Raw genomic sequence first — 23,438 nt, forward strand, 5'->3', positions numbered from 1 at the left:
AGCCCCCTTTCTTAATCTTCTAATGGTTTAATAAGTTTCATAACACTAAGTATTGCATAGAAAATTAAGCCTACACCTATTGCTAAGGCAATTTTACCTATTTGTGTTGTTAAAAGTCCTGCTATCCAAGATTTATTCATTACAAGAAGCATTGGTAGCCCTATGCCTATTATACCTACCATTGTTAAAAAGTCATTTTTAGGCTTTGCAAAAAGCATATCTAATTCTGTATTTACAACTTGTAAATCTGAAAGTTTTGCCACTATTGGATTTAACACTGTTTTTAATGTATGGTTTGACTGACAACTTATAAGTGCTTCACACCATTCCTTAAATATTTTATTTTCAATAGAATTTTGTAATATTTTTAAAGCATATTCTGTATTTGGATTTACTTGTGTATTTATTAAAAATTCTTTAAAATATTGTTGCAGTGGTGGATTTATAAAATCTAAATTTTCTTTAACACTTAAAATAATATTTTCTGTTCTTAAATAACTTGTAGTTATTATACTCATAACTGTTTCAAGCTCTGAGGTTAATTCTTCTTTATACAAATTCATTTGCGTTTCCATTATAAAAAATGGCACTAAAAATAAACCTGTTGATAAAACAGGCATTAAATAAACATTATTTATTGCAACACATATACTTATACCAACTAATCCACTTAAACAAGCTATGGCGAAAATAAATGGTAATTGTCTTTTTTTATTTGTTATTTCTAATATATAATTAACTCTTTTTATTTGGCTAATTACATAATTTTCTTTATTTTTACCTTTTAATATATTAACACGTTTTTTAATGTTTATTTTTTTATCTTGCATTAAATAATTTAAGCCTTGATTTGTAATACTTAAAAAATTTATATTTAAAATATTAAAAAGCCCTATTGTTATAAGAAAAAATATAACTAGTCCTAAAATTCCTTCTAACATTTATTTTTCCTCCCTTATAAGCTTTCTTAGTTCATTAGTCGGTATACCATTGTTTCTAAGTCTTTTAGCTAACTTTTCACTAATTCCTCCTATTTTTTTATGATTACCTATTATAGATACTTTATTTTTTTCTATATCTATATCTGTTTTTTCTACCTCAAAATTAAATATAGTGTTAAATCTTATTTTATCATCATTATCAATATATCCTTCCATTATTTCCATTATTTTTCTAGATTTATCACTATCTTCAAGTTGTTTTGCAAAAATAACAATAGGAAATGCTTTTATTATATATTTAAATAATCTTTCATCATTTATATTGTTATTAGACTTTAAGGAAAGTGTTAGTATTCTATCATAAGTATCTTCTGCACTATCTGCATGTACTGTTGTTATTATATTATGCCCTGTTCTACTAGCTTCTTGTGCCGTATAGGCTTCCTTATCACGCATTTCACCAACACATATAACATCTGGATGAAATCTTAATGCTATTTGTAGCAATTTATCTTGGTCTACACTAAACTCTTTATTTTTATTTTCTTTTGTTTTAGTAGATACGACATTATTTATTATTTCACCGTTTTCATCTTTCTTAACTAAGTCTAGTTCTCTTGAACCACTTTCAATAGTGTATATTCTTTTATTATTAGGTATAGTAGATAATAACCAGTTTGTTAGAGTTGTTTTCCCACTACCTGTACCTCCTGCTATACAAACACTTACACCATATTTAAGCATAATCTCTAAAAAGTCTAGCATTTCTTCTGTTGCTGTACCCTTTTCTAAAAATGTTTTTGCATCGATATTAGCCGAATTAACATTTCTTAAGCTAAACGTAACACCAACTTCATCATCTACAATAGGTGGTATCATAACTGTTATTCTTCTATTTTTTCCTATATCTCCAAGTGCTATAGGTTCTGCGTCATTTACTCTATTATTTGATATAGCTAGTATTCTTCTAACTACACTTAATGCTTGCTCTCCATCTTGAAATTTTTCATCTAATTGCACAATTCTACCATCACTAAAGTTTACATAAATACAATCCCAAGAGTTACAGTTTATTTCTTCTACATTTTCATCAAATATGTATTTATTTAAAAAAGTAAATTCAAAAGCATCTATATATATTTTTTCAATTAATTCATTTGTATTCATATTTTTAACAGCTAATGAATTGTCTTGTAAATATTTTTTTATTTTGCTCTGTAATTGATTTTTTATATTTTCTTTATTTTCTTCATCAAAAAGATTTAAAATAATATCAGAAAAATTTTGTGTTAAATAATCTGTTGTTATTTCTAAAACTTTTTCATAATCTAAAACTTTTTTATTTTTAAAATCTATTCTTTGTTTATCTCTTTTTTCTTCAAACTCCAACTAAAACACTTCCTTTATTATACCATTTATTGTATTATTAAAATTTTTATCATTTACATCAATCATCAAATTACCTTTCTCTACAATAGATTTTAATTCTTTACTAAAATCTATTTTATAATCATAGCTATTAGTTTTATTAAAAACTTCTTCATATACTCCACGTTCATCTATTTTATTAAGTATTACAAGTTGTTTATTTATTTTTATATCAACTGTATCTAAAAAAGCTTCATTACTACCAAAATAGCTAGCACTTTTTAAATCTTGTGTACAAACTTTAAAACAAACATCAACTTCGTTAAATGCTACACTTGTAAGTTGGTTATATATAAAAGTTGCTGAACCATCTATTATTACATAATCAAATTCTTTTTTTAATAAAGTTATTAATTGTTTAGCAATATCTTCACTACATTCAGGATATTGTGCATAGTTTTCACAATTTTTAAATCCAAGTATCCCTAAATTTTCACATTTTTTAAAAGTTGTTAAATTTGAAAAAATTAAATCTTCTGTTAATTTTATAGGAGTAAAAATTGTTCCTAAACTTTCAATGGTATTAAAACTGTTTGTTGGAAAAAAACAATTCATTATAGGTGTAATTTCATCTGCATATAACAAAACTACATTTTTATCTTTATTTTCACTTGCTAGCTTTTTCGCAAATATTGTAGATAATACACTTTTACCACTGTCAGTACTACCCCAAAATAAAACTGATTTAGCACCAATACTATTATTAATTTTTCTATCTTCTTGTATTTTTTCTTCTGCCTTAATTGGTTTTTTTGTTTTTAATGCCATTTTTATACCTCCTTTATTGATTATTAGTTGTTTCTTGTATTTTAGTATTTGTTTCTGTTTCTGTTATTTTTTCAGATATTTCTCTTGTAATTATACTTTTTTGTTCTTGTAAAAGTTGTTGTTTTCTTTCATCATTTCCACGATATACTAATTGAAAATGTATATCTTCATATCCTTCTGCCCTTGCAAGTATTAAGCTTTGTTCTTCTCTTGTAAGAAGTGTAACAGTACTACCTATTTTTTCTGCATCTTCATTGCTACCAACATCATTACCTGATGTATCTGATACACTAATTACTTCAACATATTTAAGTTCATCAGGTATATATGTATTTTTTGTCCCTTCTTCATTTTCTGTATTACTAAGTATTATAGAAACAATATCTCCACTTTCTAGCTTACCACTTAATCCTTTAGCATTTGTCGTTATACTTACAGATATTGCTCTGTCATCGTCTCCTAAATTTTCTAAGTAAGCACTGCCATACAATGCTTCTATATTTAATTTATCGTTAGTTACATAATCATTAGCTACCATAGGTACTTTTGCATATTTACCAATAATATCTTCTTTGTTTGTTATAAGTCCACTTGTGTCTCCTGATATTTTCTTAAATGTCAACATTTCATCTGTTATTTTATCTCCAACTTCAATTTTTTTAGTTGTTACTACAACATTTTTTGTTTCACTTGAGCTTGTTTTAAAATTAATGGTAAATAATGATAGTAATAACGATATAACTATACAAAAAATACCTAATGCCATTTTGTTGTGCATAAGTCTATTTATTTTTTCTTTCATAAAATTTTTTCTCCTTATTTTTTTAAATTATTTTCAATAAAAAAGCTAAAAACATAAAAGGAGCATAGGCTAATTGTTCTGTTTTATTTTTTCTTTTTATTTTTCTATAAGTAAAGCATAAAATTTCGGATATTATATAAAATTCCATAGTAAAGTTAAACCCTTTTAAAAGCCCTATAACTCCTATAAATTTTATATCTCCACCCCCTTTATATTTTTCGTCTACAAATACACATATTAGTAATATTATTAATGCTACAAATAATCCTGTTATGTATAATTTTCTTTGCAAAACAAAGCCTATTAACAATGTTAATAGGCTTGATTTGTTATGTATAATTTTATATTTAGTATCAATAATTCCAATTACTAATAACATTATAAATAAAAAAATATTCATTACTTAAATTTAATAATATTAAACATTTCCATAAGTTTTTTACCTATATTTTCAAAAAACATTGGGAAAAAAGTATTTATAAATACTATTGCAAGCCCTACTAATATAAGTGCTGCTACTATCCAACCACCCTTTTCTGTTGTTCCATCTGCACCGTTTTCTTCTTTTAACTTTCCTAATATTTGTATTAACATAGCCTTAATAAACATATATCCTGCTACCATTTTTTCATTAAATTTTGTTACCATTTTCATAATTATTTCCTCCAATAATTTAATTTTTTTGATTTGTTTTTTAATTTATAATTTATTATTTTAATTTAAAAAAATTTATAGTCTACAATCATAAGCATCACCCCTTTCAAACATTTAATTAGCTTGTAGTAATAATTCTTTTATTTTAACTAAAATATTATCTTTAAAATTTACTTCTATGTTTTTTAATAGAAAAAACTTTTTTATATCTTCTTTTTCATAAAGACTATCTACAATACATACATTTTCAAAAATAATACCAACAGGTTTTTGATAATAATAAAATAAAAAAACGTCATCTTTTAATGTATCTATTTCCATTTTAAGACGTCGTTTTTCTTGTTTAAATCTATCAAAACTATTTTCAAAAATACTATTTATCTCATTGTCAAAGTCTTTATAAATATTGTTGCATTTCTTACTTTTTTCTATTTTTTGCACAAGACTTGTTATTTTTGTTTCATCTTCTTTTAAATCCATACTGTTCAAATATTGTTCTTTTTCTTTTAAATCTTTAGCAATATTTTCTTCCATCAAATGTTGTTCTTTTATTGTCTGTTGTTGCAAAGCTTTTGATATATTACCTTTTGTTTTTTCTTTTTTTGCTTTAGCCATACTATCTTTTTTATAAACTTTTTCATTTTTAGGCTTTTTTATATTATTTAAAAAATTATTAAAAAATCCTTTTTTATCAGTAGTTTTTTGTATTTCAAAGTTTTCAACTCTATAACCTAAAGTATTAGCATAATTATTTGTCTTTTCAAAACAACTTTTTATTTCTAAATCTCTAATTTCTTCATCTTTACTTGTTATAAAGTTATAAATACCTTCGGCAAAAAATCTACCAAGTATACTATCGCCTTTTTCTTTACCTATCCCAACTATTATTATGTTAACACTACTATTGCAAAGTCTAAAAGCACATAAAGATTTAATCAGCTCAATTTCATCATCAATTATATTTTCTAAATCAATAGCTAAAAATTCTAAATGATTTAGTTTAGTTTTATTAGATTCTATATAACCTGTAAAATCTCGTTCAAGTACTAAATCTATATGTATTCCTAATTCTTGTGCTTGTTTATCAAAAATATCTACATTTTTTTCTGATGAAAAATATAATAACATTTTGCTCCCCCTTTTTACTCTTTTACTGTACTTTCATATCTTCCAACTTATCTAAATATTGTTTAGGTGGAAATGTTTTATATTCGTTTATAGGTACTTCTATATTTTTTTCAGATTTAAAATTAAAATAAATAAAAATACTTAACAAGGTTAAAATTATAAAAATTAATATTTTTCTCATACATCTTCACTTTCTTCTATTTTTAAATCATCATAACTATATGCCCAAGCACCTTTTATTTCATTTGCTATAAATTCAGGTGTAAAAGTCTCATTCGATTTTTTCTCACTCCAACTATCATTAACTTTCACTTTACCATCTTCAGTAAGTCCTGTTAATACAATAAAATGTCCACCATTAGTAAAATATCCTGTGCTTGTTCCTGTTGGTGTATTATATCCTTTATAACAAGTAGATACTATCATTACCTTACCTTGTGATAAATTTTGTACTATACTCTCAGCACTTGTAGATACTTGTTCTGAATTTAAGCCAAACGATGTTGCACCTGTTGTCATAAGCTCCCAACTACTTCCCATTCCATTAATAGCCCAACCCCTACTTGTACTAAATTGTGCCATAGTAAGTGGTGTTATAGAAGTATCTCCTGTTAAACCTACTACAACCATTGCTAATGATGAGGGTCCACAACCTGATATTTTTATTGTATCCCCTGCATACGAATAATTTGCCCATCTTGTATCAAACTGAAAAAATAAAGGTATATCTCTACCCTCATATATTGCATTATCTTTTATATGATTTTCATTTTTAAATTCTTCTAAAATACTAACTATTTCACTATCATCACTATCAAGCTCTACTTCTATTACTTTAGCAATTACATTTATAGGTGAAGTTATTATATAATATATAAAAGTCAAAAAAAGAAAAATTATAGCAATACCTATAATCAAACCTGTTATTAATTTTTGTCGCTTTTCTTCATCTAATAATCTTGATATTAACTCTCTTATTATTAAATAGGCTATTTTAGGCATTTATCTTCCACCTTTTCCACCTAATATATACTTTGCTTCATAGTCTGCAAGCTCCATATTAAATATATAATGATTGCTACCATTTATTAAAAGCCCACGTCCTTGTACACCTGCCTGTATTATATCTTTATGTATTTGTTTAAGCTCAAATGTATCAACTATTTCTTGCAAGTCTTTACCATCACTACCTAAAAATATTTTGTAACAAGGTAAAGTGAGTAAGGCTTGCCCATACATTTTTATACGTGGGTCTAAAAAGTCTATTATAGACTGACTTATAACAACTAAACTACCCTCATATTTTCTACACCTTTTAGCAATATTTCTAAGTCCTATTAGTGTTTGAGGTATTTCAGGGTCTATAAGTAAATAAGCTTCATCACATATAAGCATTATTTTCTCATGTCTATCTTTTGTTATCTGTCTCCAACACCAACTTATTATATTAAAATACTGTGCTTTTTTTATTCTTTCAGATGAATTATTAAGGTCGTGTGTATCTAAACATACTATTTTACTATCTATATGTAAACTTGTATGCTTATTAAATAAAAATTGGTCTTGTCCATTTATCAAATTACCTATATATAAAAGCAAATCATTGTAATCTTCTATTGTTCTCTCATCTGTTTCAAGCTCTTTATTATTTAAAAGCATTTCATATAAGTTTGACATAATTGGAAAGTCTTCATTGTTAAAATTACTTGTATCTGTATTCCAAAATATATTAAACTGATTGTAAAGTTTTATTAGATTATCATTTAAAATAGTTTTTTGTCTTTCTGTTATTTCTGCCAAACACAAGCCAAAAAATACTTCTAAATTTTGTAGATGTAAAGCTAATGCACCTATACCATCAAATTCTATTTCATCATCTTCTAAAGATGCATGATTTTCATTATCTTTATCTAAAGATATAGGCTTTATCTCAAGTGGATTAATATTTCCTTTGTTGCTACCACCTAAATTTATCCAATCTCCACCTAAATTTTTAACAATATCATCGTAGTCGACTAAGTCGGGGCGATTACTCGCCCTTTCTCGTCTAAGAACCGTACGTGAGCGTTTCCACTCATACGGCTCAAGCATTTCATCACTCTTTTATGAGCGACACTCAAGATAAGTTTTTTGACAATGTTTATGAACATATGCCATATTAGTTACTTCATATTTAACATTTTCATCTTTGTTTTTAAAAAATATTTCTCTATCTTCATTTAATTCCATAGGTAATTTACAATGATAACAACAACCTTTTTGATTTTCCCATACTCGTTTAAATTTTCCTGATAATCTTCTTTTACCTTGTTCAAACTTTCTATCAATAAAGTATTGTTTATCAAAGTATGGATTTGCGTTCATTCTTACTTTTATATGCCTTACTATTGGTATATGGTCTACTCTAATTAGTTCTTTATCTTCAGTAGAAAATACCCAAGTTCTATTACCCCTTGTGTGCCAATAGTTAGTTGAAATCCACCATTTACCTTTATTGTGATGACGGCGTTTTGCCCATCTCCATAAAAGTTGATATAGTACATAATCTATATGTGTAAATGTTTCACTTGCACACACAGACTGATGATAATTAGCAAATCCCCTTATTTGACTGTTTAATTTTTCAATTAAAACATCTTGTGTTAATGCTTTTCCATTACCTAGTATTGTTTCAGACAGTTTTTCTACAAAACTTTTAACTGCCTTATTTGAAGGTTTAACAATTAGTTTTCCTTTAAATTTACGGAAAGTCCACCCTAACATATCAAACCCTTCTTTTATATTTGTAATTAAAGTTTTTTCTTCTGATAATTCTAGTCCTCTAGTTTTTAGAAAATCTTTTATAACTTCTTTTGCTTTAAGTGCAATTTCTTCTGTTCTAGCTGTTACTATAAAATCATCTGCATATCTTACAAGATTTACTTGATTTTTATTGTGTAATCTAGCATCAATTTTACCTTTAGAGTTAGTGTCAAAATTTTCTACTAATGCTTTTTGTATACCGTCTAGTGCCATATTTGCAAGTATCGGTGATATTACCCCACCTTGTGGAGTTCCTTCATCTGTTGCAAATAGTTTATCTTTAAATACAAATCCTGCCTTTAAAAACTGCTTTAGTATAGATTTGTCCATAGGTATGTTATCTATAAGCCATTGATGACTTATGTTATCAAAACAACCTTTTATATCACCTTCTAGCACCCAAGTTGGACTAAATTTCCTAGATAGTGCTGTAAATATGTATTCACAAGCATCTTGACAACTTCTGCCTTTACGAAAACCAAAAGATTTTGTATCTGCTGTTGTTTCTGCTACTGGCTCTAGTGCTAGTGCGTATAATGCTTGCATTGCTCTATCATACATACAAGGTATCCCTAGAGGGCGTTTAGCTTTCTTCCCCTTTTTCTCTATATAAACACGTCTTAAAGGTTTAGCTTTATAGTTTTTGTCTGTAAGTGATAAAACGGCTTTCATTTTTGAAGCCATTGTTGTCCATAATTCTTTATCAATACCTGATGTATTTTTACCTTTATTTGTTGTTACTCTTCTTACTGCTAATGCTTTAGCGTAAAATGAGTGTGTAAGTAAATATTGAAGTCTTTTAACTTTATTCCATTTCTTTTCTTGAGTTGCCTTAGCAATCCTGACTTGTAGCCTATTAACATAGGTTTCAGCTTTATTCCAATCTATTTTCTTCCATTGTAATTCAAGCTGTTTACTGTTTGATAATCTCTCAGTTTTAACTGTCGTTGAATTATTATCATTCATAAGTTTACCTCCATTTCTTGCTATGAAATACCTCAGGAGAAGTCTGCACTCTTTCAAGTTAGGGCAAATTTTGAACCCCTATACACACCATTACAGTATGCCATTCGCTTTTTCTCCAATTCCTCTACCCTCTACGTCATTTCTTCTTTTTACAAAGTCGATACCTTTTTCAAGGAACGCATAGGGCTTACCACGTTCCGTATAATAAATATTGTTTTAATTATTTAGCAAATTAAAACGTGAATACCTTAGGAGCTATCTTTAAGCCGAGAAGTATTTGTCCATTTGTTATAGAACTGAGAAAATTTCTATAACCTACTTCTGCACCTTTTGGTGTAAGTGTATCAGCCTTATTTCACTTATTCCCTGTAACGACTTTTACAATAGTTCACTTTACGTTCTCCATAGTATTCTTATCCTAACAGTACGTCCGATTTAGGCTATCAGATTTCCCATATAGTCCCATAAGCTTTCCACATAAACGTTACCATTTACGCAGATTATGGTAGGATTACCCCAAATGGAAAGGGTAGCTTTTTTTTAAGCAATTCATTATACGACTTCGTGTCGCACTTCTCGCTCAGGGTCTACAATAAGAATTTTTGTACCTAACATATATTCATTAAGTATTATTTTTTTGATAGCCGTTGACTTCCCCTTGCCTGGAGCTCCAACTGCAACTATGTTTGAATTAGTTCTATCACCGCCTCGTTTCCACAAGTCCATTATCATAAGTTTTCCGTTTATATCTTTTGCAAAATAAAAACCTTGTTCATCACTAAACCCTTCACTAGAATTAAAAAAACCACCTATATAAGTGGATAATAAAGTTACTCTTCCTGCTAGCTCTCTCATTATTTCAGTAGTATATCCATAGGGGGCTATTGTTAAAAAGCCATCTTCTTGATAAAAAGGTACTTGTCTTACTTGACAACCTAAACCTGCAACTGTATTTATTAGCTTTTCACTATTTTTTCTTAAAGTTTCTTCACTATTACCTAAAACTAAAATTACATTAGCCATAACTCCAATACTTTCGCCATTTTCTTCTATTTGCTTTAGGATATTTTGTCCATCTTCTACACGTCTTTCGGCTTGTATTCTTCTGTAATTATCTCTTTCAGATATTGCTCTTATTTTGTTGTCTGCAATATCTTTGCTAAAAGCAGAAACCAAAATACCCTCAGCTTGTGGGATAAATTCACTAAGCATTATTGTCCCTTGTACGTTACTTATTTTACCAAGCCAACCATACTCTAACCTACTTGGGTATTTTGATATTACATAACATTTTGCTAGATTTTCGCCTATTTCAATACCTTTGTCTTTAAATTTTAATATTGTTGGCGATATTATATTAAGTAAACTTTCGTTTATATTTATTTTACAACCTTTCATAATATCTCCTTTCATACTTAATCACTTTTTATCGTACATTATCAAATATAATCACACTTCATCATAGGTCATATTTATTATTGATAAACTATCTTCAAGCTCCATTGTTTCAATATTCCCATAAGAAGAATTAGCAAATAAATTACAAATTCTTGCTATTTCTTCTGTTTTACAAATATTTGCTTGTATTTTTACTGATTGAAACTTTCTTGCTATATTTGTCATTTTCTTTTCAAGCTCTATAAAGTTATTTAAATTTTCTCTAATTAAAAAGTAATATTCATTTTCTAGCTCATTACCATTTACAGAATATTTGTGTAAAAACAATGTTGCTTCTCTTAAAAGTTCTTTTTGTTTTAAATCATTTGAATTTTTGTACATATTTCTATATAAACTTACAAGTCCACTTATATCAACTGGCTTTGATATTTTAAGCATTCTAAGATTGTCTTTTACTGATGCAAATTCACTGCTTAAAGTTTTTATAAGTATATTTATATCAGTTTTACTCATTGTGCTTATAGAAACTGTCCCAACCTTAATAAAACCTATTATATAGTTATCTTTTGTATATAACATATTGTTTTTTATATCTGCTACATTTATGTACTGATTAACAGTTGTTTTTTTATTTTGTTTTTTGTTTTTCTTCCTCATCTAAATATTTTTCCCACCATTCCGTATACTTATATTTATATAAATTTTGTTTCTTGTAGTATTTATATATACCTACTAATTGTGTCATTGTTGAGTGGTTATTATTTGGATTTTTAACAACTAAAAAATATGAAAATATAGTTAAAGGTACTACTACTAAAATACCTATGTTTGCCGTTATAAAAACTCCAACTGTTACACCAACAATAACATTAAATAAAAATAGATAGACAAAATATTTTGCTTCTTTCTTACCTATTCCTGATACTATTTGATTTTCTGTTGCTAAATTTGATGGCATATATAAATTATTTTCATTTTTTTCTTGGTTCAAAAAATCATCTCCTAAAATAGTATTCTATAATAGCTTTTATAGAAAAAATTGATACAGAAACTATAAAAGCTATTAAACAATTTTTTATTTTTTTAATATAAGTTTCCTTTTCTTCTAAGTTAAACATCATAGCTAGTAAGTGGTTAGCTAATTTAAAAACTACACCAACAGTTATTAAGCCTATCATTACATTTATTAAGCTATTTATTGTATCCATACTAACCCTACTTTCTTATAAACCTACTAACCCTTGAAACCATACTAGCCGTTTGATTTATAGTCATCATATTTACTCCACTACTTCCTAAGCCTACCATAAATTGTTGTAAAAATTGTGGTGTTTTTATCCCCATTATCATACAAGCTATGCCAAAAAATATATTACCATTTGCAACTACTCCAAACCCTAACTTTATCATCGCAAGCTGTATTACAACAGTCACACTATTTTGTATAAATATTTTTATGTATGGAGCAAATACACCATTATCACTATCTATTAAACCAATACAAGCAATAGGTATACCTAATCTTAATATTAACATTTCAAGTCCACGCTTTATAAATTGAAATACTAATAATAAATAGCAAATAAAAAATACCAATAAACCAAGTAACATAAATATACCACCACCTAAAAAGAAGTGTTCAAATATTTCCATTAAGCTAGGTATAGTTACAAGCCCTACTGCATCTAACATTTGATTTATAAAATCTATTGATATACTTACAAATATTTCATATAAAAAATTAAATGAAAATATTATTATTAAACCTTTACAAAAACCTATAACTATATTTTCAACAGACATAGATGGGTCGCCATCACTACCTATTATATATGTATCAAATATTTTCTTTAAAAATTTAAATATCAAAAAAGCTATTCCAAAAACTGTAGTAACTTGAAATAGCTTATCAAAAAATATATCACTTTTACTATTATCTAATATTGTATTTTGAAAAATAGAACCATCACTTATATGATTTTCTACCCAAAATACTATATTTATAAGTTGTGCAAACAAAACATCTGCAATAGGAAAAGCATCTTTAAAAAAATCAGTTAACAACGCTTCTAATATCTTTGTCATATGTTAACACTCCTAAACTGCCGTTCCACCTATTTTAAAATAGTGTGCAACAATTTTAACAATAATACCTGCACTCATTATAGCTATATAACATAAAATAACTGCTTTTGTCCTTTTGTCATACTGCTTACCTTCCATCTCATCATCGCTTGCTTTCTTTTTAAACTGATATAAACCAATAAAAAATGGTGTCGCAACATTCGCAAGTAACATTAGAACATTTAAGGCATCTTGCAACATTTGTTTAAACCCTTGTGTTATTGGATTATTTATTAAATCATTTGCAAATGCTATATTTGTTTTTACCATTATTATTGAAATTATTAAAGTATATAAAACTAACGCTTTATCATTAATTTTTTTAATAAATTTTTTAGTCATAATAATCTCCTTTATTTTTAAATATTTATATTAAATACTAAATTTCATAATCGCCTATTTCTTCTTCTAAACTTTTATAAAATCTATTCCATAGTTTCATTTTTATATCACTACTTAATTTTTTAGGTCTTTTTTCTTGTCTTTCTAATATAACTTGTCTGTTGTGTTCTTTATCTCCTAATCCAAATATTTTATTAAAAAACCAATTAGATAAATCTGGGGCATAAAATATTATATTTTCCCCATCTTTTAATACAAGAGTATTAGGACGTTTTATTTTTTCTACCTCCTTGTAATTAAGAAGAGGTCTTTCTACATAGCTTGTGCTAGAAGTAAAACTACCTTTACCGTTACTTTCTGTAACATTTAAAACAGTGTAAGTACCAAGTCTTTCGCTAACTTCTCGTAAAGTTTCTGTATCTTTACTACGTAAATATATTAAGGTTTCGGCATTATCTTTTAAGACTCTTGCTACATCTTCATCATATACACTTTTTAATTGAGCAAAACTTTGTATAAATAAATTAAATCTTATGCCATACCCTGCCGATACCGTCATTTTACTTTCCATACCATTAATAGCAGGATAGTTTCCAAACTCATCAAGATTAAAATTAACTCTTCTTTCCAACCTATTACCATTAGCTTTAGCATTTTTTATAAGCGAGTTATAATACTGACTTATAAAAAGCCCCGCTAGTGAATTATAAGTTTGCTTTTGGTCAGGTAGTATAATAAATATAGCTCTTTTTTTACTGCTATCATTTATATTAAAATCTGTTTGCTTGCTCATTTCATAAATAAATGGACTTGCAAACAACCTTAAAGTTGATAATGCCGATGTAAAAAAGCTACCTCTAGTCTTTTCAGGTGCTACAAGGGATATACTAGCTTTCATTTTTGCAGGGTGGTCATCAGGTAATTCTTGTATGTACTTATTAAGTGGTATTTTACCATTTTCATCGGATATACACATTTTAGATAAAAAGTTATATACATTTGTTAAATTTTGATATTCAGGCTTATCTTTGTTTTCTATAACTATAAGAAGTATTGCAAAAGCTAATATAGATTTTTCTCCATTTTCCCAAATAGGCTCATTACTTCCTTTTTGTACTAACATATCTACTATATCTTCTACACTATCAATAGCCCTTGTCATATCGCCCTCGTTCACATAGTCAATTACATTTTGTAAAAAGTTATAGCTATTACTTTTTTCAGGCTCTTCAAAATCAAGTGCTATTACCTCATAACCTAAATTTTTTAAAAACTCATTTGTATAACAAAATAATTCTCCTTTAGGGTCGGATAAAATCATATTTTCCCCTGCTAATCCTTGTATGCCTATTGTTTGTAAAAGTACAGTTCTACCTTTACCACTTCTTGTAGCTCCTAGTATTATTGAGTGTGTATCATCATCATTATAATAAATTTTTTCTTTGCCGTTTTCTTTACATAAACCTAGAGAAATACCACCTTTTTCAAATTTATATTTTTCAAAAATTTCTTCAGATATTTTTCTATCTGCAAGTAATAATCGTATCATTTTGTTATCTTCTATCACATTGTAGCTAAATTTTTTTTCTATTTCTTCTTTTTCTAAAAACCAACTAGAGCCATATTGAAATTTATTTTTTATAGGTTTTGGTATAAAAATACCATCCATTATTTCAATATTTACTTCATCATATTTTAAATATCTTCTATCACTTTCACTAAGCCAATACCCAACAAATATAGTTATTAAAATAGTTGAACTTAAAAAAAGCAAAATATTCATATCGTTTATAATAATAAGCTTACCTAAAAATACTTTGCTAAATGCCATTGTTATTAATAATGCTAATGGTATACTAAGTGTTAGAGCATAACCTAAAATTTTAAACCACTTTTTCATCGTCTACTTCCTTATTTTCATTATTTTCTTTTTTATCTAACAATTCAATTTCTTCTACAATAAATTCAGTAAAAGTTTTAGTTTTGTTATTTTCATCTTTCCAAGTCCTATTTTTTAAATAACCTATCACAGCTATTTTTTTACCTTTTGTACAATATTTACTTATAAATTCTGCTATTTTACCAAAGGCTACAAAATTAACAAAATCTACATCAGGTTCATTTTCTTTTTTATATTTTCTTTGCACTGCTAAAGAAAAATTAAGTATAGCAATAGGTTCTACACTTTGAGAATATTTAATATCTGGATTATCAGTAAGTCTACCACTAAAAATTGTTTTATTCATTTTAAAATTGCTCCTCCTATTTCTTTATTATTTTTAACTTTCCACTTATTTTGTGTAAAATTTCCATTTCTGTTGATGTGTTTTTAATAAGCCACCAGTTTTTAGGGTTTAGTTTTTTAGTTTCTAAAAACTTCCTTTGTCTTTCTGTTAATTTTCTACCGTTTTTCATAATTCACCTCCTTTCAAAAATTTTTAGATATAAAAAAGCACTCTAACTAAAAGAACACCTTTTTTATTTTTGTTTTATTACATTTCCATTTCTTCAACTTGCTCTAATATTTCTTGTTGTAGGCTTTCAAATATTTTATTAGCTAAATTACTTACCTTTTCCAAATATTCTTTTTTTGCATAGCTATTTTCTAATAATATAGGTTTTTCATTTTTACTAAAATCAAGTTTATAAGCACCAATTATTTTTTCTTCACTGTCTTTTATAGGAAATATTGCATTACCTTTCTCATCTGCATACATTTCTTTATTTTTAAACATTTCTAATAAATTATTTTTTCTTATATCTGTTTTTAAAAGTAATTTTTGATATAGCTCGTTACTTTTCTCTTTTGACAGTTCAGGTTTTTCAAAAACATTATTTATAGGATGATTTTTATTTTTAAATGCTAGTTTTCTATTTTCATCTGTTGTTTTTAAATTACTAGATATTTTCTCCAATAGCTCTCTTGGAGCATTTTTATTTTTAGCTATACATCCTATTATTTCATCATCTTTAATATTTTTATTATAGATTTCATTTAATTTTTCAATAGACATATTTTTGTGCTTTATAGCTTCTAATTTAATAAACTTATCTTTGTCATTTATTAAAATATTTAATGCTTCAACAGATATATTTTCATTTTCTAATAACAATTCTTTTAATTTTAAATCACTATTTTTAGCTAATTTTATAAATGTTTGGTTATCTAAGTTTTTATTTAATGCTAAAATTCTTAATACTTTAATATCTTCTGTTTTTGATAAATCTTTTAGTATACTTATAGGAGTTTCATTATTTTTTGCAAGCACCAATATATCTTTATCTGTTAAATTAAACTGTTGATTAAGATTTTCTTTCTCTTTTTCCTCAGTCTTTAATAAATTTTCAAACTTATATTTTAAAATACCAATTTCTAATTCAATCTGTTTTGCCAATTCATTTAATACGTTTTTTATATTTTCTAGTAATAATTTTACTACATCTTTATATTGTTGTTTTTGTGAATTGTTATAGTTTGTGTTTTCATCTATTTCATTAATGAAATTATCTTCTATTTTTTCTAGCTCCTTTTTTGTAGTATGTATATCATTTAATATACAATTAGAGTTTTTTATATCACTTACTATTGTATTTTCATTTGTATATTTTATCTTCTCATAGTCAATAAACCACTCATTTATTTTATTATCAATGCTAGCTAAATCATTTATTAGCTCATTAGACATAACTTCTACATACTCATCTATTTCTTCCTTAACATTTACTTCCTTACCAAAATCATTTAATATTGTGCTATCCCAACTTAAATCTTTATTTTGCGTTATATCTTTTAATACATTTAATATTTTTTCTTTTAAAGTATTCTTATAAAAATCTTCATACTTTCCAATTAATACGTCATTTTTCAATTCTTCCATAAAGCTTCCTACCTTTCATTTTCCCAATCTATTTGTGATTTGTTTTCTAGTTTTTTAGCTAATTCCTTTTTAGCTTCTATACTATCTACATTTTGCTTTTTAATATTTTTATTTTTACTTTCATTTTTGGTCATGAAATTAATTAAGTTTGTTACTAGTCCTAATATTTCTTGTCTTTCAAAATTTTTTTGTTGTTCTTCTATTTCTTTCTTTGTCTTTTCAAACTCCTCCTTTCTAATGTTAAATTCTTTTTTATTTATTTTTTTACAAATATTTAATATTTGATTTCCTGTAAAAGTTAATAATTCATTTTCTGCAGATTTTACACTTTTACTTATATATTTATCATCTTTAATACTAAACTCTGTTATATCTTTTATAGACTGTATGTAATTAGAAAAACTTTTTCTTACTTCTATATCACTAGCTAATATTTTTTTACTTATAACATTTATTTCATTTTTGATATTTTCAGGCATAAAGGCATAATTTAACCTACCCGTTTTGGGTAGGTCTTTTCTTAATAAATATATATCTTTCATTATTTCCCTAATATATTTTTTAGATAAGTCTATATTAAATATTTTATTTTCATTTAAATCACTATCTAATGATTTTAACTCTTCAGTATATTTTTTATATTCTTCATCACTTATTTCAAAAAATGGGTCTATTTCTTTTATTATATTTTTTATAAAAGCTTTAAAATCTTCTTTATTTTTGTTTTTACTATTATAAAAATTTTGTAGTTCATCTTTAAAAACATAATTTGTTAATTCTGTTCTTATTTTAGCAAGATTACTCTTAGATATATTTGTTCTTAATATCTCTTGATTTTTGTCCCAAGCCATAAAATGTATATGTGGATGTCCTTTTTCCATATGTACAGAACAAACATACTCAAAATTTTCTATTTTTATTCCCATTTGTTTGGCTAACTTACTTGAATTATTTTTAATAAGTTGTTCCCATTTTTCTCTATCATCAAAGCCTTTTTTAAGTGCATCTTTCTCTGTTAATGATATTACACATTTATAAAAGGTTGTTTTATTTTTTGACTTTTCTTTAATATGATTTTTTATTAAATTAAACTGGTTTATATCCCCAAAACTACTGTATCCTAATTCCGATACTTTGCCAAAACAACAAAAATCTTGCCCTTTATTAAGTACTGCTCTAGGTCGCTTACATATATAAGCAAAATGATTTACATTTAACTTAGGAGTTTTGCTTTTATTAGGGTGATTAAATTTAATTTTAAATACTATATTTTTCATAATATCACTTACTTTTATTTTAAATTTTCATCTTTAGAAGTAATATATGCATAACCTTTTTTCTTACTTTCAATTAACGCTTGTTCTAAAGTTTTTCTATATATAGGGTCAACTAACTTATTTAATGTTTCACCTAAAGCAAAATGACTACTAGCACTCATTATAGCTCCTTTTGAAGATATAGCTATAAGTCTATTCATATATGGGTTTAAACTATTTTCTATTTCTTCATTTATCATTTCTCTTAAAAAATCTATTTCATCTTTATATGAATTTATAGCAAGTCCTTTATTTATAAATTCACGTATTGCCATAGATATGTTACCATTATAATATTTATTAGCATATTTCTCTAATTGTTCTTTTTTGTTTTTAGGTATCTTTATACCTATAAACTCTAATTGTTCTTTCATATAAAATTACTCCTTAATTTTGAGTATAAAAAAAGCATTTCTTTAAGAAATGCCTTAAAACTCTTGCTCATAATCTTTTTCTTGTTCTTTATATTTTTCTTTTACAACTTTTATACTTTCAAAAACTATATTTGATAAATGTTCTGCTCTATGTAAGTCTCCTTGTTTCCAAAACTTAGGTTTTTTGATTTTATCATTACAATTAACATCTAATTCAAATGCTCCTATTACTTGCCCTGTTATATTTTTTATTGGAAATATAGCATTACCATTTTCATCTGCATATATGTCATTATTTTTAAACATATTTACAATCTCATTTTTATTTAGATTACTATTTCTCAAAAGTTTTTGATATAATTTATTATTATCTCCTTGTTCTAAACTTAAATCTAAGTATACATCTTTTGTATTAATACTTTTACTTTTAAACTCTTTTATTTCTTCCTCTAATTTTAAAATTTTATCTTTTAACTCTTTATTATCTCGCTCAAGCATCGCTATTTGAATTTCTTTTTTCGTATATTTTTCTGTAAGCAAAATTATATTATTTATTGAATCACTTATTGGTATATCTTGTTTATCAATTTCTTTTCTTATAGATTTTTCTTCTTGTGTTATTTTAAGTATTTCATCTACATTTTTTCTAAGATTTCCATTTTCATTTAGCAAGTCTTTTATTTCTTTATGTCCTTTTGCAAGATTTCCATTTTCACTTAGTAAATCTTTTATTTCTTTATGTCCTTTTGCAAGATTTCCATTTTCACTTAGTAAATCTTTTATTTCTTTATGTCCTTTTGCAAGATTTCCATTTTCACTTAGTAAATCTTTTATTTCTTTATTTTCTTTTCTAAGATTTCCATCTTCACTTAGCAAATTTTTTATTTCTTTATGTCCCTCATTTAAAGTATTATGTGAAATTAAAACACCTGCTATCCAATTAAAAAATTTTGCCATAACCATAACTCCTAAAATTACTAATATTATTTTTAAAAACATTTTATTTACCTCCTAATTTTACAAAATTAAATATTTAAAGTCAATATTTTATGGTTTAACAAAAATTTTACACATATACTTAATGTTTAACCGTTGAACACTAGTGTTCAAGCTGTTTTTAGGCGTTTGGTAAAACGCCTTATCCTGCCTTACCACCTAAAAGGTGTCTTAGATGGGGTAAACCCCTAACCCCCTAATACAAAAAAAGAAAAAACATAATTTAAATCTCTAAAAAAGTCTTTAGCATATTAATTAATTATTTTAACATTTTATTATATTATAATCTCCATATGCTTTAAATTATCTACTCATATTATATCTCCATTTCTTCTACTTGTTCTATTTCTAAACTACTATTTATATTTTTATATATATAGGTAGCAAAATTTATTATTTTATCTTCTTGTTCTTTAGGTATATATGTATTTTCTAATCTTTTTAATTGTGGACTTTTATTATAAATATCTAATGAATATCCTCCTATATTTTTACCATCTTCATTTTTAACTAAAAAAACCATATTTCTATCAACATCTTGATAAATATGGTTATATTTAAACATTTGTACTAACTTTTGTTTTGGTATATTAGTTTTTCTCAATAAAAAAGAATATAATTCTTCATTATCTCCTTTTTCTTTAGTTATAAAAGAACTTTTTATATAATCATCTTTTAAAAACTCTTTATAATTATCTTTATTCCATTCTTCAACTCCTATTTTTATGTTATAATTTTCTTCTTTATTTTTTAATTGCTTATAAATTAAGCTATTTTTGTCTTTAGCTTGTTTATAAAATTCTGTATTAGGGTCTACACATAAAAATATACTTTCTAAATTTTTATTATCATTTATAATACAATCAATATTATCTAAATTTTCTATATGGTTTGTATAACCTGTATTAACTTTTTTCATCATATATAAGGGGCTTACTATATCATTATATAAAAAGACTGAATCACTTTTATTATCTAACGCTTTAAAAATTAAAGGTTTTTCTACACTTTTATCTAATAAAGTTAAATTACTATATTCTTTATTATAAATATCCCATTCATAACCTCCTATATTTTCATCTTTCTCATTTTTTATTAATAAAATTGCTTTATTATCCTGTGTTTCTACCAATCTATCATTTCTAAATAGAAATTTCATATTATTATTATCTATCATCATATTAATTGTATAATTTCGTATATTATCTTGATTTTCTAATACTTTAGGTACTAAAAATGGTTTGTCATCTACATATTTTATATAGTTATTAAATTTAATATTTTTATCTACTTCTTTATCTTTTAAATAATCTTGCCAAGTTTGATTTAAGTCTTTATTTTTCACATTAACTATTTCTATCTTATAATCATTACCATAATGTCTATATAGCTTATTTCTATCTCTTATACCTGACTTATCATTATCTAAAAACAATACAATCTCTTTTATATTTTTATTATCTTGTAAAAAATTATCCATAGATTTAAAAGATAAACAACCTAAAGATACTCTATTAGCATCTCTCCAATTGCCTCCTAAATGTTTTGATATACTTGCGTGAGTAAGTAAATCAATAACCCCTTCAAATACATAAACTCTATCACTATTTGATTTTCCATTTATTCTAAATCCAAATTCTTTATCACTATTTTTACAATCACCTTTATAATTACTATTAGTTAGTGTGCTTCTTTTCATTGCATATTTAGGTACATTATCTTTATCCATACCTAAAAATACGATGTTATGTTTATCTTTACTTTCATATATATTACCACTTTTTATTAAACTATTTACTATTTCAATATCTATTTTTCTAGTTTGAGTTAAATATGCAATAGCTCTTTTATTATCTTCATTTTTTTCAGGTAAAATTAAATCTCCTTTTTCTTCTTTTAATACTTCTTTAGATACTTTACCTTTATTGCTAGAATTAATATAGCTTGTTATACTTTTTCCATTTAAAGTCTTTATTGTCTCGACAAGTGTCTTTCCTTCATAGTATTGTAAAAACTGTATAGTAGATCCACCTACATTTCTACTATTCCAAAAGAAAGTATTTTTTAATGGGTTGATTCTCATACTATCGTGTTCTTCAAGTGTATATTCATTAGTACCAACCTTTTTTAATTTATACCCATTAGAAATTAGATAGTCTAGTAGCTCTACTTGGCTTGCCTTTTCATATTCTTCTTGAGTAAATCCTGCCATAAACTATCACTCCTTTTTATTTTCTTCATAAAATTTTACACACTCTAGCACATATTCTTTAGCTTCTTTATCTGTTGTAAAAGTTCTACTACTTATTTCTCTTATATCTTTAAAATTTAATTTAAAAGTTCGTGGTGTCTTTTTCTTCTCTACACTTTCGATTATTAAATCTAAAGTTTCTTTTGTTATTTCAACTTTTGTAGCTTTTTCTCTAATCTTTTTACAAATATCCATACTTAAAGAAGATTTATTTTGTATAAAGAAATAATCAAAAACTATGTTTTGTACATTTTCTTTAAGATAAGATAATTCAACTGCCATAACTAAACTTAATTCTTTTTCATCTACTTTATTAAGTAAATTTTTAATAAGATAGTTTAGCCTTAAATACCTAAATATTGTCATTCTATTTTCGTTTGTAACATCGTGATACAAATCTTTCTGTTCGGCTATTTCTCCTGTGTTGACGGCATTTTCAAACACAAAATTTTCACTTCTTTTAGCTTGTTTTTGTTCTAATACTTGTTTCCATATTTTATAAGCCTTTGCCCTTTCACTAGGTAATAAATTCTTCCTTTGCACTAAATTTGTATCAACTAAAATAAGCCTTGCATCATCAAGGCTTATATCTTGTTTTAACACATACATATTACTTTGCAAAGTTTCATACCCTAGCATTTTTAAAGCTTCTACTCTATTATGTCCACTTAAAATAATATAATCATCATCTTTTTTCCATAAGATTATTGGGTTTAGTAGCCCTTCATCTTTTATACTTTCTGCTAGTTCTTCTAAATCTTCTTTACTACATAAATTAAAAGGATTTTCTTCAAAACTTTTGATTTTATTTATATCTATTTGTTGTGTGTTGGTAAGTATTTTACTTTCTTCTTTAATTTCAGTATTTAAATCATTATTTTTATGTATATCTTTAAATAGTTCTTCTTTTACTTGTTTTATGTTCATAAATAACACTCCTTTAACTCTGACTATGTATGATTATCTCTGATTATCTCTGACAAACTCTGACTATGTATGATTGTCTCTTACTATCTCTTACTAACTATGATTATGTATGATTACCTTTTTTGGTAATAAATTATTAGTTTATTTCATAATGTACTAAATCAATATTAAAATTTTCTATATCCATATATTCTTTAGATATTTGGATATTATCCTGTACCCATTCTTCAATTTCTTTAAAGTTATCAAGGTCGATACCTTTTTTCTTCATTTTAGATATTTCATTATCTTTCAGTTCAATATCTATACTACTTGATAAACTTATTACTAAATTTATTTTCAT

General features: G+C 25.6%; 27 protein-coding genes. All 27 read right to left on the reverse strand.

Annotation, left to right across the window (positions count from 1 at the left end):
* Window positions 1-11: 11 nt before the first annotated feature.
* Window positions 12-941: a type II secretion system F family protein gene (locus NBW53_RS07090; protein ID WP_250277576.1), complete on the reverse strand. Its 930-nt coding sequence runs from the start codon at window positions 939-941 to the stop codon at window positions 12-14.
* Window positions 942-2,330 carry a CpaF/VirB11 family protein gene (locus NBW53_RS07095; protein WP_250277577.1) on the reverse strand — a complete coding sequence of 463 codons (1,389 nt, stop codon included), beginning with the start codon at window positions 2,328-2,330 and terminating at the stop codon, window positions 942-944.
* Window positions 2,331-3,137, reverse strand: coding sequence for a ParA family protein (locus NBW53_RS07100; RefSeq protein ID WP_250277578.1), 807 nt, complete (start codon window positions 3,135-3,137; stop codon window positions 2,331-2,333). It lies immediately after the preceding gene.
* Window positions 3,138-3,150: 13 nt separating this feature from the next.
* Window positions 3,151-3,939: a Flp pilus assembly protein CpaB gene (gene cpaB, locus NBW53_RS07105; RefSeq protein WP_250277579.1), complete on the reverse strand. Its 789-nt coding sequence runs from the start codon at window positions 3,937-3,939 to the stop codon at window positions 3,151-3,153.
* Between the two features lie 22 nt (window positions 3,940-3,961).
* Window positions 3,962-4,318, reverse strand: a complete 357-nt coding sequence (locus NBW53_RS07110; RefSeq protein ID WP_250277580.1) for a prepilin peptidase — start codon at window positions 4,316-4,318, stop codon at window positions 3,962-3,964.
* A 20-nt stretch (window positions 4,319-4,338) separates the two neighbouring features.
* Window positions 4,339-4,593 (reverse strand): hypothetical protein, encoded by a 255-nt coding sequence (locus tag NBW53_RS07115; protein ID WP_250277581.1) that lies wholly within the window; start codon window positions 4,591-4,593, stop codon window positions 4,339-4,341.
* Between the two features lie 114 nt (window positions 4,594-4,707).
* Window positions 4,708-5,721, reverse strand: coding sequence for a hypothetical protein (locus NBW53_RS07120; protein WP_250277582.1), 1,014 nt, complete (start codon window positions 5,719-5,721; stop codon window positions 4,708-4,710).
* Between the two features lie 22 nt (window positions 5,722-5,743).
* A complete protein-coding gene (locus NBW53_RS07125) occupies window positions 5,744-5,902 on the reverse strand; it encodes a hypothetical protein (protein WP_250277583.1) in 159 nt (52 codons plus the stop codon).
* A complete protein-coding gene (locus NBW53_RS07130; protein WP_250277584.1) occupies window positions 5,899-6,723 on the reverse strand; it encodes a C39 family peptidase in 825 nt (274 codons plus the stop codon). The genes NBW53_RS07125 and NBW53_RS07130 overlap by 4 nt, the downstream gene beginning before the upstream one ends.
* The gene (locus tag NBW53_RS07135; RefSeq protein WP_250277585.1) at window positions 6,724-7,812 is read right to left on the reverse strand and encodes a type IV secretory system conjugative DNA transfer family protein; all 1,089 of its coding nucleotides are present in this window, start codon (window positions 7,810-7,812) and stop codon (window positions 6,724-6,726) included. It abuts the gene before it with no gap.
* A gap of 12 nt (window positions 7,813-7,824) precedes the next feature.
* The gene (gene ltrA / locus NBW53_RS07140) at window positions 7,825-9,489 is read right to left on the reverse strand and encodes a group II intron reverse transcriptase/maturase (protein WP_250277586.1); all 1,665 of its coding nucleotides are present in this window, start codon (window positions 9,487-9,489) and stop codon (window positions 7,825-7,827) included.
* A 552-nt stretch (window positions 9,490-10,041) separates the two neighbouring features.
* Window positions 10,042-10,902: an ATP-binding protein gene (locus NBW53_RS07145; protein ID WP_250277587.1), complete on the reverse strand. Its 861-nt coding sequence runs from the start codon at window positions 10,900-10,902 to the stop codon at window positions 10,042-10,044.
* 36 nt (window positions 10,903-10,938) lie between these two features.
* Entirely contained in the window at window positions 10,939-11,544 is a 606-nt protein-coding gene (locus NBW53_RS07150; RefSeq protein ID WP_250277588.1) for a hypothetical protein, read from the reverse strand.
* Window positions 11,516-11,878, reverse strand: coding sequence for a hypothetical protein (locus NBW53_RS07155; protein ID WP_250277589.1), 363 nt, complete (start codon window positions 11,876-11,878; stop codon window positions 11,516-11,518). Before NBW53_RS07155 ends, NBW53_RS07150 begins: the two co-directional genes overlap by 29 nt.
* A gap of 4 nt (window positions 11,879-11,882) precedes the next feature.
* Window positions 11,883-12,095 carry a hypothetical protein gene (locus tag NBW53_RS07160; RefSeq protein WP_250277590.1) on the reverse strand — a complete coding sequence of 71 codons (213 nt, stop codon included), beginning with the start codon at window positions 12,093-12,095 and terminating at the stop codon, window positions 11,883-11,885.
* A gap of 7 nt (window positions 12,096-12,102) precedes the next feature.
* The gene (locus tag NBW53_RS07165; RefSeq protein ID WP_250277591.1) at window positions 12,103-12,972 is read right to left on the reverse strand and encodes a conjugal transfer protein TrbL family protein; all 870 of its coding nucleotides are present in this window, start codon (window positions 12,970-12,972) and stop codon (window positions 12,103-12,105) included.
* A 12-nt stretch (window positions 12,973-12,984) separates the two neighbouring features.
* Window positions 12,985-13,353, reverse strand: a complete 369-nt coding sequence (locus NBW53_RS07170; protein ID WP_250277592.1) for a hypothetical protein — start codon at window positions 13,351-13,353, stop codon at window positions 12,985-12,987.
* A 37-nt stretch (window positions 13,354-13,390) separates the two neighbouring features.
* On the reverse strand, window positions 13,391-15,253 hold the full coding sequence (locus NBW53_RS07175; RefSeq protein WP_250277593.1) for a VirD4-like conjugal transfer protein, CD1115 family: 1,863 nt from the start codon (window positions 15,251-15,253) through the stop codon (window positions 13,391-13,393).
* The gene (locus tag NBW53_RS07180) at window positions 15,237-15,599 is read right to left on the reverse strand and encodes a single-stranded DNA-binding protein (protein ID WP_250277594.1); all 363 of its coding nucleotides are present in this window, start codon (window positions 15,597-15,599) and stop codon (window positions 15,237-15,239) included. Before NBW53_RS07180 ends, NBW53_RS07175 begins: the two co-directional genes overlap by 17 nt.
* A 16-nt stretch (window positions 15,600-15,615) precedes the next feature.
* Window positions 15,616-15,768, reverse strand: coding sequence for a DUF6906 family protein (locus tag NBW53_RS07185; protein WP_250277595.1), 153 nt, complete (start codon window positions 15,766-15,768; stop codon window positions 15,616-15,618).
* 77 nt (window positions 15,769-15,845) lie between these two features.
* On the reverse strand, window positions 15,846-17,231 hold the full coding sequence (locus NBW53_RS07190; protein WP_250277596.1) for a hypothetical protein: 1,386 nt from the start codon (window positions 17,229-17,231) through the stop codon (window positions 15,846-15,848).
* Between the two features lie 8 nt (window positions 17,232-17,239).
* Window positions 17,240-18,508, reverse strand: coding sequence for a MobP3 family relaxase (gene mobP3, locus NBW53_RS07195; protein WP_250277597.1), 1,269 nt, complete (start codon window positions 18,506-18,508; stop codon window positions 17,240-17,242).
* A gap of 14 nt (window positions 18,509-18,522) precedes the next feature.
* Window positions 18,523-18,921 (reverse strand): hypothetical protein, encoded by a 399-nt coding sequence (locus tag NBW53_RS07200; RefSeq protein ID WP_250277598.1) that lies wholly within the window; start codon window positions 18,919-18,921, stop codon window positions 18,523-18,525.
* Between the two features lie 54 nt (window positions 18,922-18,975).
* Entirely contained in the window at window positions 18,976-19,920 is a 945-nt protein-coding gene (locus NBW53_RS07205; protein ID WP_250277599.1) for a hypothetical protein, read from the reverse strand.
* 313 nt (window positions 19,921-20,233) lie between these two features.
* A complete protein-coding gene (locus NBW53_RS07210) occupies window positions 20,234-22,129 on the reverse strand; it encodes a DUF3991 and TOPRIM domain-containing protein (protein ID WP_250277600.1) in 1,896 nt (631 codons plus the stop codon).
* 6 nt (window positions 22,130-22,135) lie between these two features.
* The gene (locus NBW53_RS07215; RefSeq protein ID WP_250277601.1) at window positions 22,136-23,095 is read right to left on the reverse strand and encodes a ParB/RepB/Spo0J family partition protein; all 960 of its coding nucleotides are present in this window, start codon (window positions 23,093-23,095) and stop codon (window positions 22,136-22,138) included.
* Between the two features lie 136 nt (window positions 23,096-23,231).
* Entirely contained in the window at window positions 23,232-23,438 is a 207-nt protein-coding gene (locus NBW53_RS07220; RefSeq protein ID WP_250277602.1) for a hypothetical protein, read from the reverse strand.

The sequence above is a fragment of the [Clostridium] colinum genome, from assembly GCF_940677205.1.
Lineage (GTDB): Bacteria > Bacillota > Clostridia > Lachnospirales > CAG-274 > Tyzzerella > Tyzzerella colina.

Coding starts and splice junctions, on each gene's coding strand:
- NBW53_RS07145 (WP_250277587.1), bottom strand. CDS start 10,902: ATGAAAGGAGATATTATGAAAGGTTGTAAAATAAATATAAACGAAAGT.
- NBW53_RS07210 (WP_250277600.1), bottom strand. CDS start 22,129: ATGGCAGGATTTACTCAAGAAGAATATGAAAAGGCAAGCCAAGTAGAG.
- NBW53_RS07190 (WP_250277596.1), bottom strand. CDS start 17,231: ATGGAAGAATTGAAAAATGACGTATTAATTGGAAAGTATGAAGATTTT.
- ltrA (WP_250277586.1), bottom strand. CDS start 9,489: ATGAATGATAATAATTCAACGACAGTTAAAACTGAGAGATTATCAAAC.
- NBW53_RS07160 (WP_250277590.1), bottom strand. CDS start 12,095: ATGGATACAATAAATAGCTTAATAAATGTAATGATAGGCTTAATAACT.
- NBW53_RS07220 (WP_250277602.1), bottom strand. CDS start 23,438: ATGAAAATAAATTTAGTAATAAGTTTATCAAGTAGTATAGATATTGAA.
- NBW53_RS07120 (WP_250277582.1), bottom strand. CDS start 5,721: ATGTTATTATATTTTTCATCAGAAAAAAATGTAGATATTTTTGATAAA.
- NBW53_RS07205 (WP_250277599.1), bottom strand. CDS start 19,920: ATGTTTTTAAAAATAATATTAGTAATTTTAGGAGTTATGGTTATGGCA.
- NBW53_RS07200 (WP_250277598.1), bottom strand. CDS start 18,921: ATGAAAGAACAATTAGAGTTTATAGGTATAAAGATACCTAAAAACAAA.
- NBW53_RS07150 (WP_250277588.1), bottom strand. CDS start 11,544: ATGAGGAAGAAAAACAAAAAACAAAATAAAAAAACAACTGTTAATCAG.
- NBW53_RS07130 (WP_250277584.1), bottom strand. CDS start 6,723: ATGCCTAAAATAGCCTATTTAATAATAAGAGAGTTAATATCAAGATTA.
- NBW53_RS07110 (WP_250277580.1), bottom strand. CDS start 4,318: ATGTTATTAGTAATTGGAATTATTGATACTAAATATAAAATTATACAT.
- NBW53_RS07115 (WP_250277581.1), bottom strand. CDS start 4,593: ATGAAAATGGTAACAAAATTTAATGAAAAAATGGTAGCAGGATATATG.
- NBW53_RS07100 (WP_250277578.1), bottom strand. CDS start 3,137: ATGGCATTAAAAACAAAAAAACCAATTAAGGCAGAAGAAAAAATACAA.
- NBW53_RS07185 (WP_250277595.1), bottom strand. CDS start 15,768: ATGAAAAACGGTAGAAAATTAACAGAAAGACAAAGGAAGTTTTTAGAA.
- NBW53_RS07175 (WP_250277593.1), bottom strand. CDS start 15,253: ATGAAAAAGTGGTTTAAAATTTTAGGTTATGCTCTAACACTTAGTATA.
- NBW53_RS07180 (WP_250277594.1), bottom strand. CDS start 15,599: ATGAATAAAACAATTTTTAGTGGTAGACTTACTGATAATCCAGATATT.
- NBW53_RS07165 (WP_250277591.1), bottom strand. CDS start 12,972: ATGACAAAGATATTAGAAGCGTTGTTAACTGATTTTTTTAAAGATGCT.
- cpaB (WP_250277579.1), bottom strand. CDS start 3,939: ATGAAAGAAAAAATAAATAGACTTATGCACAACAAAATGGCATTAGGT.
- NBW53_RS07215 (WP_250277601.1), bottom strand. CDS start 23,095: ATGAACATAAAACAAGTAAAAGAAGAACTATTTAAAGATATACATAAA.
- mobP3 (WP_250277597.1), bottom strand. CDS start 18,508: ATGAAAAATATAGTATTTAAAATTAAATTTAATCACCCTAATAAAAGC.
- NBW53_RS07125 (WP_250277583.1), bottom strand. CDS start 5,902: ATGAGAAAAATATTAATTTTTATAATTTTAACCTTGTTAAGTATTTTT.
- NBW53_RS07135 (WP_250277585.1), bottom strand. CDS start 7,812: ATGCTTGAGCCGTATGAGTGGAAACGCTCACGTACGGTTCTTAGACGA.
- NBW53_RS07170 (WP_250277592.1), bottom strand. CDS start 13,353: ATGACTAAAAAATTTATTAAAAAAATTAATGATAAAGCGTTAGTTTTA.
- NBW53_RS07090 (WP_250277576.1), bottom strand. CDS start 941: ATGTTAGAAGGAATTTTAGGACTAGTTATATTTTTTCTTATAACAATA.